Genomic DNA, 11,991 nt, shown 5'->3' on the forward strand with positions numbered 1-11,991 from the left:
GCACCGTGGCGCCCACCCGCGATACGGCGCCCAACAACGTGCAGACCGGCACGCTCACGCAAGAGACGGCGCTGCCGACCGAGAAACTGAACCAGTGCGCGTTCCGCCTGAATAACGTAAGTCTCGATCCGAGCCGTCCGGCGCGGTTCTTCCTGGGGCAGGGCGTGCTGGGCGGCACGATTCCGGGGGCGACGATCCAGTTCGACGGCATCGTTGGCGTGGGCAAGATTGCGCAAACCACGTTCCCGTATTACCCGTTCATCAGCTTCTCGAACACCGAGACCGATCTGAACAAGATTGCGGGCAACTACAACCAGCTGGGGTACCACCAGGTGCCGTCGCAGAACTTCTCGCAACAGGCGGTCGATGCGCGCTTCACCATCAACGCGGACGGCACCTACACCGAGTGCGACAACCTCGGCGTGAAGAACGGCGGGGCGTGTCTGACGTCAAGCGCGACGGTCAACCAGAAGCTGACGCTGCGCGGCGATGCGCCGGCCTTCACCACGCTGAACTATCAGCCGCAGGTGCCGGCAACAGTGTCGTCGCTCGACCCGGCCAAGGCAGGCAAGGGCGTGATGATCGTCGGCAAGCTGTATGGCCAGCTCGTGCCGATCTTCATTCGCGTGGGCGCAGCCAACTCCGATCTGACGGCTGGCCCCCCGGTGGCGGATGACGAGTCCGGCATTTCCTTCATGGCGCCGGTCGGCAACATCGCGCAGGGCTCGCAAGACGGCGAATACACGGGTGTGGACAGCACGTTCAACTACCGTGCGACGGCGCTGGTCGGTGCGCAGGCCACAATGCTCGATCCGTTCAACGCATCGCAGGCTGCGCTGGCGCGACCGCTGAACCTCGACTTCACGCAAGCCGTCCCGGGTGTGATCCGCACCACGCAGACCAGCGCACCGGCCGGCTCGGCCCCGACGGGCAAGCTGATCTTTACCGGCAAGACCTTCGGCTTCCTGGACATGAGCGATACGAAGAACCCGTACTTCACCGTAGGTGCCTTCGTGCAGTGACGTTTCCGGAATAACACGCCACGGGGCGCGGCACAGACAACCGCGCTCCGCTCAGAACAACAGGAGGAAGCATCATGAAGAAACTGACTGTCGCATTGATGGCGGCCTGCGCATCCGCAGGTGCCATGGCGCAGCAGGCCGGTGACAACGTGGCGACGGTGGGCTGGTTCCACATCATGCCGCAGGACTCGAGCAACAACCTGACCACGAGCGTGATCAACGCGCCGATCAATGATCCGCTGCGCTTGCCCGGCAGCTTCACGTCGCCCAACAGCGGGCTGCGCGTGGGCAATGCCAACACGCTGGGCCTGACGCTTACGCACTTCTTTACCGACAACATTGCGCTGACCACGATCGCCGGCGTGCCGCCCGAATTCAAGCTGACCGGACATGGCGTGATCCGCGCGCCCGGGCCTGCTGGCGCGCTCGGCCACGTCGATCTGGACGACCCGTCCAACCAGCCCGCCGTGCGCAAGGCGCGTCAATGGAGCCCCGGGGTCATCCTGCAGTGGTACTTCGGGCACGCGCAGTCGACCTTCCGTCCGTTCGTGGGCGTGGGTGTGGTCTACAGCTTCTTCACCAACATCGAGCTGAATCCGTACTTTGCGGCGGCCGTGAATCGCGAGCTGGGCAGCGTGCTGGCGGCGGGGGCGGGCAAACCGGGGCCGACGTATGTCGAGGGTAAATCGTCTTCGTCGTGGGCGCCGATCTTCAACCTCGGTGCGAGCTACGCGATCAACAAGCAATGGGCCTTGACGGCAACGGTGTCGTACCTGCCGCTCAAGACCGAAGCGGCGACCGTCATCAAGGCGGCGGACGGCACCACGCTGGCCACCACGAAGACCACGCTCAAGGCCAATCCGATCATCACGTTCGTTGGGGTGTCGTACAAGTTTTAGCCGGGTGTCGGCTGTCTGCGCCTGGCTAATCGGCGCGGCGTGAATCGAGCGGGAACCGGTTTGCGCCGCATTCTTAAGGCGGTTTCTACCGTCAGTTCTAGTGAGGCAATAAATGAGCACACGTAAAGTCGTATCTCTTGCAGTTGCACTCGCACTTGCCACCGTAGCAGCCACACCCGCACTTGCCGTCACCGTCTCGCGTGTCGATGGTCAACCGATGAACCCGAATGGCGAGCCATTCTCGGTCACCGGCCAGACCACGCTGTCCAAAGGCTCCATCAGCGCCAATTGCACAGCGACCTTCACCGGCACGATCACGCCTTCGGGCATCGTCAACATCACGTCCACATCGTTTACCGGCGGAGGGACGTGCGGCCTCATCTCGGGCGCCACCCCGTGGACAGGCCAGGCCGACAGCACCACCCAGCTGTCGATCAACAATGCGGCGGTCAACGTGTTCCTGCTGGGCAGCTGCGGCCCCAGCAAGGTCGTGACCGCCTGGAACGATCCGAACTCGTCGCTCACGTTCACCAACGCACTGCTCACGCCGGACTGTACGGTGAGCGGCACGGTGGTGTCGACGCCGAAGTTCCACGTGCAATAAGCACGTAGCCGGTTGACGGGCGGTTGCGCAGCCGCCGTCGATTGGTCTGAAACATGGGCCCGGCATGTCGGGCCTTGTTTCTTTTTATGCGGCGCATTTCCCTCTGGGCAATACCCCTGACGCCAATGGCGGCAACGCAATGTGCCGAGGCGGTGGCATGATCCGGCTTTTGCCGCTGCACCGGGGCAGCGGTCTTTTCCAGGAGCCAAGACATGCGTTTACTTACTTCACTCGCCGTGGCCGCCGCGATGGTGGCGTTCATCGGATCCGCCTACGCCCAGACGCCAGCATCTGCCGCCGCCGCATCGACGCAACAACGCACCCAAGTGCCAGGCTATTACCGCATGGCGCTCGGCGACGATGTTGTGACCGCGCTCTACGACGGCTACACCGATCTGCCCGCCAAGACCTTGCTTGGCCTGAACGCGCAATCGGTGCAGAGCCTGCTGGCGCGGATGTTTGTATCGAACACGCCGGGCATGCAGACGGCTGTGAACGGCTTTCTGATCGACACGGGTGCCAAGCGCATCCTCGTCGACACGGGTTCGGGCACGTGTTTCGGCCCGACGATGGGCGGTCTGGCCGGCAACGTTCGCGCGTCCGGCTACCAGCCCGAGCAGATCGACGCCGTGCTTCTGACGCACCTGCATCCGGACCACGCGTGCGGTCTGTTGACGCCGCAAGGCCAGCCGGCCTTTCCGAATGCGCAGGTGTATGTGGCCGCGCCGGAAGCCGATTTCTGGCTCAGCGAAACGATCGCCGCTTCCAAGCCGAGCGACATGCAGCCGTTCTTCAAAATGGCGCGCGACTCCGTGGCGCCGTATGCGGCAGCGGGCAAGCTCAAGCAGTTCAAGCCGGGCGACGAGGTGGTGCCGGGCGTGCGCTCGGTCGTCGCCAACGGGCATACGCCGGGGCACAGCGGCTACCTGTTCGCCTCGAAGGGACGCAGCCTGCTCGTCTGGGGCGACCTCGTGCACAGCCACGCGGTGCAGTTCCAGCACCCCGAGGTCGCGTTTGAATACGACGTCGACAAAAAGGCCGCCATCGCCTCGCGCCGCAAGCTGTTTACGGAAGCGGCGCGCGACAAGCTGTGGGTAGCCGGCGCACATCTGCCGTTCCCGGGCTTGGGCCACGTGCGCCGCGACGGCAACGCCTTCGCTTGGGTGCCCATCGAATACGGCCCGCTGCGAACGGATCGCGCTGATTGATTTTTGGCCCGACCGTTTAAGCGCCCGCCGGCCGCTTCATCTTGCAAGTGGTCGGCAGGTCCAGATCTTTGGCTGCGGTTGTGCTCTCGGTCTTGTGGCCCCATTGGGTGCCGTCGTAGCCGACCTTGACGGTCTTTCCGTCCACCGGCGCGATGGTCGACACCACCTGCGGAAGCAGCAACTGGTGGTCGACCTTGCGCATCGTGACGTCGCCGAGAAAGCTCTGCTTCTGCATGCCTTCCAGCGCCAGCGCAATCTTCAGCGGATCGGTGGAATTGGCTTTGCGGATGGCGTCCGTGACCAGCTCGACGGACAACACGGTGCGCGGCGCAAAGTGCTCGCCGGCGGGCGTCTGGCGCACGCGCGCATCCACCTGCATCAGTTGCGCGTTGCCGTTCCCGGGCGTCCACTCCGACACCCAGGTCACCTTGCCGATCTTGGCCTGCGACACGGCGAGCACCGTGCCCGGCGCACCGGCACCGCTGTGGTTCAGATAACGCACGTCGTAGCTCATGTCGCCGGCAGCCTTGATGAGCAGGTTCAGGTCTTGCCCCCAGTTGCCAGTGAGGAGCGTGTCTGCGCCCGTCGCCTTGGCCTTCGAGACGTAAGGCGCGAAGTCCTTCACCTTGCCGATCGGGTGCAGCGTTTCTCCGGTGAACTGCACGTCTGGCCGCGCGGCCGAGATCATCTGCTTGCCCAGCGACGCCCATAGCCGGCCGTGGGCGTAGTCCTGGTTCAGCGAATACACCTTGCGGATATCGGGCTGCGTCTTCACGAAGTTGGCCAGCGCGCGCATCTTCATCGCGGTATTGGCCTCGGTGGCGAAATGCCAGAAGCTGCAATGCGCGCCGGTCAGGTCAGGGTCGATCGACGCGTAGTTGATGATCAGCACGCGCTTGGTCGGATTGCGCTCGTTGTGCTTGGTGGCCGCATCCACCATGGCCGCCACCACAGAGGAGCCCGAGCCGCCGGTGAAGACGATCTTCGCACCGGCGTCGATGGCGCTCTGCAGCGCCGACAGACTGTCTTGCGCCGAGAGCTTGTTGTCGTAGGTCGACAGCTCGTAGCGCGCACCGTTGAGCACGCCCTGCGGTTGGGCATTGGCGTCGTCGATGCCGAGCTTCAGATTCGCCAGAAACTGCTCGCCCACATTCGAGAGCGGCCCGCTCAGCTGATCGATGAATGCCACCTTGATCGGCGCCGGGTCTGCCGCGTAGGTCGGCGGTGCGAGCAGCAACGTTGCGGCACAGGCCGATGCGGACAACGGACGGGCAAAGCGGATCTCTGCGGGCATGTCTCCTCCTTGTGTGTGTTCTCGGCTACCAGGTGTCGATGAAGCGGCGCGTGGCGGGGTCGCGTGTGTGCCTCGGCGGCGCGGGCGGCGTCGATTGCAACCCGCGCAGCAGCCAGCGGCGCGTATCGGCCGGGTCGATCACCGCGTCGATCTCCAGATAGCTGGCGATGTTGAGTGCGCGGCCTTCCTCGTAAGCGGCATCGACCATCTTGCGGAATAACGCCTCTCGTTCTGCCGGGTCTTCCACGGCTTCCAGCTCTTTGCGGTAACCCAGACGGATGGCGCCTTCGATGCCCATGCCGCCAAACTCGCCGCTCGGCCACGACGCGGTGAACAGCGGTGCGTGAAAACCGCCGGCTGCCATGGCCATCGCCCCAAGGCCGTAGCCTTTGCGCAGCACGACGGTGAAGAAAGGCACGCGCAAGTTACCGGCCGTTACGAACATGCGGCTGACGTGGCGGACCGTGGCCGTCTTCTCCGCCTCCGGCCCGACCATGAAACCCGGTGTGTCGCACAGCGAGACGATGGGCAGATCGAATGCGTTGCACAACTGCATGAAGCGCGACGCCTTGTCCGCCGCCGCAGAGTCAATGGCGCCGCCCAGATGACGCGGGTTGTTGGCAATGCAGCCGAAGGCGCGGCCCTCGATGCGGATCAGCGCGGTGATGATGCCCACGCCGAACGCCTGACGCAGTTCCAGCACAGACCCTGTATCGGCCAGCGCATCGATCACGGCGCGCATGTCGTAGCTGCGCATGCGATTTTCGGGAATCACGTGTCGCAGGTGGCGTACGTCGCCGGCTTCCCAGTCGGCGAGTGGCCCCTGGAAATAGCTCAGGTAGCGGCGCGCGGCGTCGACCGCTTCAGTTTCGTCTTCGACGAGCACGTCGATCACGCCATTCGGCGCCTGCACGTTGACCGGGCCGACCTCCTCGGGCGCGTAGACGCCAAGACCGCCGCCTTCGATCATGGCGGGGCCACCCATGCCGATGGTCGCGTCGCGCGTGGCGATGATCACGTCTGCACAGCCGAGCAGCGCAGCGTTGCCCGCAAAGCAGCGGCCCGAGACGATACCGACGGTCGGCACCAGCCCTGAAAGACGCGCGAAGTGGATGAAGGTCGGGCAGTCCAGGCCGCTGACGCCACGCTTTTCAGTGTCGCCCGGCCGACCGCCGCCGCCTTCGGCAAACAGCACAACGGGCAGCTTCCATTGCTGCGCCAATTCCAGCGCACGGTCGGTCTTCTTGTGGTTGAAGGTGCCCTGCGTGCCCGCCAGCACGGTGTAGTCATACGCGAGCACCATGCAGCGCGCGTCCTGATCGGGGAACTGCGAGCCGTTGACGGTGCCGATGCCGGTGATGATGCCGTCGGCCGGCGTCGAGCGGATCAGGTCATCGAGTGCGCGTCGTTGGCGTTGTGCTGCGATGGCGAGCGCTCCGTATTCGATGAACGAGTCGGCGTCGCAAAGGTGTGCGATGTTCTCGCGCGCGGTGCGTTGGCCGGTCTTGCGGCGGCGGGCGACGGCCTCCGGGCGGTTCGCGTCGAGACCGAACGCATGGCGCTCGATGACGGCTTGCAGGTCGGGGCGAATGTGGTCGAGGTCGATTTCGGCATTGGCGGCTGCGGTGTCATGTTGTGCGTCGGCGAGCTGCAGCACGGCCAGCGGCTGGCCTTCGCGCACCGTTGCGCCTGACTGCGCGCAGACCTGCAACACACGACCAGCAGCCGGTGCGGTGACGACATGCTCCATCTTCATCGCTTCAATGACGGCCAGCACCTCGCCGCGCGCGACGGTGGCACCGGCTAGTGCATGCATCTGGATCAGTGCGCCATCCATCGGCGCCGAGAGCACTTCAGCGTCGTCAGGAAGGTCATCGACGAATGACGTTGCGGGCGTCAGGTCCGGGGTGGCGGCCGACGTGGCGTGCAGTGCGGGATGCGCTTCGCCGTTGCCGGCGGCCAAGTCGGCGAGCTTCGCATCGAGAAACTGCGTGTGCACGGCGTTGGCCTGCACGTCAGCATCGCGCAGCAGGTCTTGCAGCAGCCGCTTGTTGGTGGCCAGCCCTTCGATGCGGAATTCGCACAGCGCGCGGTACGTCTGTGTCAGCGTCTGCGCATACGTGCCGTGCGGCGCGTGGACGATCAATTTGGCCAGCAGTGAATCGCAGCGCGGGTTCGGACGGTAGCCCGCATAGCCGCAGGTGTCGACGCGCACGCCGGGGCCGTTGGGCGGCTCAAATGCGGTGAGCGTGCCGGTGGACGGGTGCGGCTGGCCGCCTGCGTCGAGGGTCTCCGCATTGATGCGCACCTGCACGGCGTGGCCGCGCGGTGCGATGGGCCGCTCGAGCCCCAAATCCGTGAGCGACGCACCTTGCGCCAGCGCCAGTTGTGTCGCGACCAGGTCGACGCCCGTCACCATTTCCGTGACCGTGTGTTCGACTTGCACGCGCGGGTTGGCCTCCATGAAGTAGAAGGTGGCGTGCGGCGTACCCGCGCCTTCCACGAGGAACTCGAAGGTGCCGATGCCGCTGTAGCCTGCCGCCTTGGCGAGCGTGACGGCAGCCTCGGCAATGCGTGCACGCAGCGCATCGTTCAACGCGGGGCTGGGCGCGATCTCGATCAGTTTCTGGTGACGGCGCTGCAGGCTGCATTCACGCTCGCCGAGGTGCGTAACGTGGCCGTGCGCGTCTGCGACGATCTGGATTTCGATATGGCGCGGCGCGGGCACCAGGGCTTCCACATAGACGTCGCCGCCACCACCTGCGGCAGTCGCTTCAGATATGCAACGCGCGTACGCGTCGGCAATGGCCTGCGGATCGTGCACGGCGCGCATGCCGCGCCCGCCACCGCCGGCCACGGCCTTGATCATCATGCCGTGCGCGGGCGGTAGCGCGGCGAAGAAGGCGCGCGCATCGTCCAGCGTGGTCGCGCCTTGCGTGCCGTTGACGATGGGGATGCCGGCCTCGTGTGCAAGTGCCCGCGCGCGCGCCTTGTCGCCGAAGAGATCGAGCACGCGCGGCGACGGTCCGATGAACTGCACGCCGGCCTGTGCGCACTGTCGCGCGAAGGCGGCGCTCTCGCTCAGGAAGCCGTAGCCCGGATGCACCGCATCGGCACCAACTGCGCGTGCAGCGTCGAGGATGGCCACACCGTCGAGATACGCGCGCGGGCCGGTTCCAGGCAAGGGCACGGCTTCATCGGCGCGCAGCGGATGCAGCGCGTCACGATCGTCTTCGGAATAGATGGCGACGGAGGGCAAGCCCATGGTGGCAGCTGCGCGGGCAATGCGAATGGCGATCTCGCCGCGATTGGCGATCAGCAGTTTGCGAAACGTCATGGAGCGGAGGTGGGTTAGAGCTGTTCAGCGAGCGGCGCGAGGTCCTGCTTGCGCACCTTGCCGGTGGCCGTGAGCGGCAGTGCATCGACAATGCGCACGATGGGCACCTTGTAGACGGCCATGTTCTCGCGGCACCAGCTGGTGAGCGCGGCGTCATCCAATGTGCCGACGGCCTCGGGGCGCAGCATCACGAAGGCGACGGGAAGCTGGCCGCGCTGCTCGTCGGCCCGGCCGACCACGGCAGAACCGAGGATGGCCGGATGCTTGCCGAGCATGGCTTCGATCTCCGCCGGAAATACGCTCATGCCATTGACCTTAAGCATCTCCTTGCGGCGGCCGAGATAGTGCAGGTAGCCCTGCTCGTCGATGCAGCCGATGTCGCCGGTGTGGAACCAGCCGTTGCGCAGCGTTTGGGCGGTGGCGTCGGGCTTGTTCCAGTAGCCCTTCAGCAGCGTTGGCGTGCGCACGCAGAGTTCGCCTTCGGCGCCGATCGGCATCAGTTCGTGCGTGTCAAAGTCGCAGATCTTGAAATCGGTGCCCGGCACCGGCAGGCCCACGAAAATCGGCTGCGAGCGCAGATCGAAATCGTCGTCCTGCATGCCGACCGTGAAACTGTTGCAGGTCTGCGTTTCCGTCATGCCCCAGGCGCTTTCGGCCATCATCGAGCCAGTCAGTTCGCGCCATGCACGGCGGTATTCCCGATTCAGCTTCTTCACGAACGACGACACGCCCGTATGCCGCAGCGAACGCAGGTTGTACGCATGCACACGCGGATGCGCCATCACCTCCGCCGCGCTGTCGACCAGCATTGAACCGTTGGTCACGTGGTAGCGCTGCACGCCAGCCATGAAGGCCTCGGCATCCCAGCGGGCGAGCAACACCAGCGGCACGCCAAGGAAAGCAGGGAAGATCAGCCCGGTGTTTTCGCCCGCTATCCAGAACTGCGGGTAAAAGCTGAGCAGGACGGTGTCGGCATCCGCGCGCAGCGACACGGCCGAGAACGCAGCCGCCATGTCGACCATGTCCCCCTGCGTGTGGATGCAGCCCTTCGGTAGCCCTGTCGTGCCGCCGGTGTAGTTGAGCGCGGCAACCGCATCGAGCGAACCCGGCGGCAAGGGGATCGGCGTGGTCTGCGCCAGTGCCGGCAACAAGTCGATGGCGTCTTCGCAGGGCATCGCCGGCTCGGTCAGCATGGCCGGCAGCGGCAGCGTCGGCTGTGTGGGGAGCACATCTGCGTAGCGTGTGACGAAGACGTGCTCGATCGACGTTTCAGCCCGCACGTCACGCACCAGCGGCATGAGACGGTCCAGCGTGACGATGGCGCGCGGTGTCGCGTCGCTCAGCGCATGCATCAACTCGGCGCGCTGTGACAGCGGGCTGATCGGCACGTACACGGCGCCCAGCTTGAGAATGCCGAAGAACACCGCATTGAATTGCGGACAATTCGACAGGAAGACCGCCACCCGGTCGCCCGCGCCAATGCCGTGTTGCGCGAGCAGCGCGGCAAAGCGGTCCGACAGATCGTCAAGCTGGGCGAACGTCGTGTCGTGCCCGTAGAAGTGGAGGGCCGGCTTGTCTGGCGTGGTGCGCGCCCAGTGCCGCAGATAGTCGGTGAGGGCAACGCGCCCGATCGGGTAATGCGGCTCACGCGGGGTATCGACCGGCCATGCGCGCGCCCAGAGCGCGCGAACGCGGCCGAGATACTCGGACTCGTCCATCGCCAAAGCTTGTCTCCGTTGGGTTGTGCAGTGCGTGCGCAGCGTGGCGCCTCACTGTCTATACTCAGAGGTAATTTTTTATACCAACGGGTATGAATATAGAAAGCGTTCTTTGATGCGTCAAGCATCGAGGCGCAAAGATGTCGCCAGGATGCGCACATGCCACGGCGCATCTGCAGGCGACATGCGAAAATATGTGTCATGTCCACCGTCCGCAAATCTGCCGTTTCCGACGTGCAACCGTCTGCTGAAACCGACGCCGTCGATGCCTCCGGCGTCACACCGCCGGCCACGCGCCCGCACATTGCCGAGCGGCAGGAGGCGCGCCGCCGGCAGATTCTCGACACCGCCGCACAGCTCTTCTTCACCAAAGGCTATGCCGGCATGACGATGAGCGACCTCTGCAACGCGCTCGGCGTCACCAAGCCTGCGGTGTACTACTACTTCACCGACAAATACGAGATCTTCGACATCCTGTGCCGCGAGGCCGCGCAGATCTGCCTGTCGGCCATTCGGGAAACCGCCGATCCGGCGCTGCCCGTGCGCGAGCGTTTGCAGGCGTGTCTGCTGGAAATGGCGCGCCGTTGCATCGCGTGCCATTACGCCGCTGCGCTGACGTATCGCGATCGGCAATACCTGCGCCCCGAAACGGTGGAGTGGCTGCACGGCATGTCGCGGGCGTATTACCGCGATCTCTATGCGCTGCTCGATGAGGGCAAGCGCGCCGGGGTGTTCGATTTTGGCGATGCGCGCGTCGCGGCGCACTCGATGGGCGGCGTGATGGGGTTCATGTACACCTGGCACGACCCGTCGCGCATCGATGCCGAGGTGCTGGCGGTGGAGCTGTCGGGCGCCATGATGAAGATCATCCTGCCCGCCGCCCCGAGCCCCGCAGCTAAGCCCGCGTCTTGAGCGTCGCGCCCGCTGGTGCGCTGGGCAAGGCGGGGAGGCGGAAAATCTCCGGCGTCATCAGGTCGATGCCGCAGTCCAGCGTTTCGACCCAATTGATGAACCGGTTGACCATGGCCGAACCGCGGAAAGGCTGCCCGTGCTGCGGCACGATCCATTCAATGTCCAGCCCCCGCACCATTTGCGCCCACAGCCGGCACACGCGGTTGCCGCTCATGTAGCGGCGGTGGAAGGGCGCCATCAGCGGCAGGTGCGCATCAAAGTCGTCCACGGGTTTGGCGGCCACGTTGGCGTGCACCATCGATGCACCCAGGTCGCCCGAGAACAGGATGCGCGACACCGGATCGTAGAACTGGAAATTGCCTTCCGAGTGCAGGAAATGCGCCGGCACGGCCAGCAGATGCGATTTCCCCAACGGAATCGCCATGCCCGTATCCGGGATCGGCACGATGCGGCCGTCGGTCTTGCCGACGTTGCAGAAATGCGGCAGGAAGCGCTCCCACACGCGCGAAATCAGGATGTCGCAACTGGAGCTCGTCAGCCAACGTCCCGCCGAGGCGACGATGTCCGGGTCCGCATGCGAGGCGAGCACGTAGTCGAGCTGCTTGGGCGGAAAGTACCGGTTCATCGCCAGAAACAGCGCGTTGTAGGTCATCTGGCCGCCCGGGTCGATCAGCGCGCCGTGGCCATGATCGACGATGAGGAACTGGTTGGTCTGCACCGGCAGGTCGTCGTGATCGTCGACCAGGTCGGAAAACATCAGGCAGACATGCTCGGGCGATTCATAGAGCGTGGTGACCATGGGAGAGGGCAGGGCGCGGATGGGAATGCCTGGATGGTGGCGCAGCGCGGGCCCGCCGCACTTGATCCGTGTCAAGGCAGGTGTGACGCCGGCATTGGCGAGGGTGTGCCAATCATCGTCCCGGGCCGGTTCTCACGTGATAAACTTTTGATTTTTAACGCTTTGCGCGAGCCGCACGCGGGGTTTCCGCTTCGGTCT

The 11,991-nt window shown here is 65.0% G+C and carries 9 protein-coding genes; 5 read left to right on the forward strand and 4 right to left on the reverse strand.

The genetic code is table 11. From position 1 onward, the window contains the following. The 4 genes from FUT88_RS08610 to FUT88_RS08625 form a co-directional block, all read left to right on the forward strand. On the forward strand, positions 1–1,022 hold a 1,022-nt coding region (locus FUT88_RS08610), incomplete at its 5' end, for a DUF2957 domain-containing protein (RefSeq protein WP_147214617.1). A gap of 74 nt (positions 1,023–1,096) precedes the next feature. Next, positions 1,097–1,921, forward strand: coding sequence for an OmpW/AlkL family protein (locus FUT88_RS08615; protein WP_147214618.1), 825 nt, complete (start codon positions 1,097–1,099; stop codon positions 1,919–1,921). A 112-nt stretch (positions 1,922–2,033) separates the two neighbouring features. Further along, a complete protein-coding gene (locus FUT88_RS08620; RefSeq protein WP_027680914.1) occupies positions 2,034–2,525 on the forward strand; it encodes a hypothetical protein in 492 nt (163 codons plus the stop codon). A 212-nt stretch (positions 2,526–2,737) separates the two neighbouring features. Continuing rightward, a complete protein-coding gene (locus tag FUT88_RS08625) occupies positions 2,738–3,733 on the forward strand; it encodes an MBL fold metallo-hydrolase (protein WP_147214619.1) in 996 nt (331 codons plus the stop codon). A gap of 16 nt (positions 3,734–3,749) precedes the next feature. Here the strand turns inward: FUT88_RS08625 and FUT88_RS08630 are convergent, their stop codons facing one another. The 3 genes from FUT88_RS08630 to FUT88_RS08640 are packed head-to-tail and all read right to left on the reverse strand — an operon-like array spanning position 3,750 to position 10,082. Beyond that, the gene (locus FUT88_RS08630) at positions 3,750–5,027 is read right to left on the reverse strand and encodes a branched-chain amino acid ABC transporter substrate-binding protein (RefSeq protein WP_147214620.1); all 1,278 of its coding nucleotides are present in this window, start codon (positions 5,025–5,027) and stop codon (positions 3,750–3,752) included. 25 nt (positions 5,028–5,052) lie between these two features. Next, on the reverse strand, positions 5,053–8,364 hold the full coding sequence (locus FUT88_RS08635; RefSeq protein ID WP_147214621.1) for a carboxyl transferase domain-containing protein: 3,312 nt from the start codon (positions 8,362–8,364) through the stop codon (positions 5,053–5,055). A gap of 14 nt (positions 8,365–8,378) precedes the next feature. Beyond that, positions 8,379–10,082 carry an AMP-binding protein gene (locus tag FUT88_RS08640; RefSeq protein ID WP_147214622.1) on the reverse strand — a complete coding sequence of 568 codons (1,704 nt, stop codon included), beginning with the start codon at positions 10,080–10,082 and terminating at the stop codon, positions 8,379–8,381. A 201-nt stretch (positions 10,083–10,283) separates the two neighbouring features. Between FUT88_RS08640 and FUT88_RS08645 the strand changes: the two genes are divergently transcribed. After that, positions 10,284–10,994, forward strand: a complete 711-nt coding sequence (locus tag FUT88_RS08645; RefSeq protein ID WP_147214623.1) for a TetR/AcrR family transcriptional regulator — start codon at positions 10,284–10,286, stop codon at positions 10,992–10,994. On the opposite strand, the gene FUT88_RS08650 is transcribed toward FUT88_RS08645, so the two are convergent. Further along, a complete protein-coding gene (locus FUT88_RS08650) occupies positions 10,978–11,793 on the reverse strand; it encodes an MBL fold metallo-hydrolase (RefSeq protein ID WP_147214624.1) in 816 nt (271 codons plus the stop codon). The two genes, FUT88_RS08645 and FUT88_RS08650, sit on opposite strands and share 17 nt — an antisense overlap. Positions 11,794–11,991 lie beyond the last annotated feature (198 nt).

Source organism: Ralstonia sp. TCR112, assembly GCF_007997035.1.
In the GTDB taxonomy this organism is placed as follows: domain Bacteria; phylum Pseudomonadota; class Gammaproteobacteria; order Burkholderiales; family Burkholderiaceae; genus Ralstonia; species Ralstonia edaphi.

Bases quoted from the DNA above. Each gene is read 5' to 3' on its own strand.
- FUT88_RS08615 (WP_147214618.1), top strand. From the start codon at position 1,097: ATGAAGAAACTGACTGTCGCATTGATGGCGGCCTGCGCATCCGCAGGT.
- FUT88_RS08620 (WP_027680914.1), top strand. From the start codon at position 2,034: ATGAGCACACGTAAAGTCGTATCTCTTGCAGTTGCACTCGCACTTGCC.
- FUT88_RS08650 (WP_147214624.1), bottom strand. From the start codon at position 11,793: ATGGTCACCACGCTCTATGAATCGCCCGAGCATGTCTGCCTGATGTTT.
- FUT88_RS08640 (WP_147214622.1), bottom strand. From the start codon at position 10,082: ATGGACGAGTCCGAGTATCTCGGCCGCGTTCGCGCGCTCTGGGCGCGC.
- FUT88_RS08630 (WP_147214620.1), bottom strand. From the start codon at position 5,027: ATGCCCGCAGAGATCCGCTTTGCCCGTCCGTTGTCCGCATCGGCCTGT.
- FUT88_RS08645 (WP_147214623.1), top strand. From the start codon at position 10,284: ATGTCCACCGTCCGCAAATCTGCCGTTTCCGACGTGCAACCGTCTGCT.
- FUT88_RS08635 (WP_147214621.1), bottom strand. From the start codon at position 8,364: ATGACGTTTCGCAAACTGCTGATCGCCAATCGCGGCGAGATCGCCATT.
- FUT88_RS08625 (WP_147214619.1), top strand. From the start codon at position 2,738: ATGCGTTTACTTACTTCACTCGCCGTGGCCGCCGCGATGGTGGCGTTC.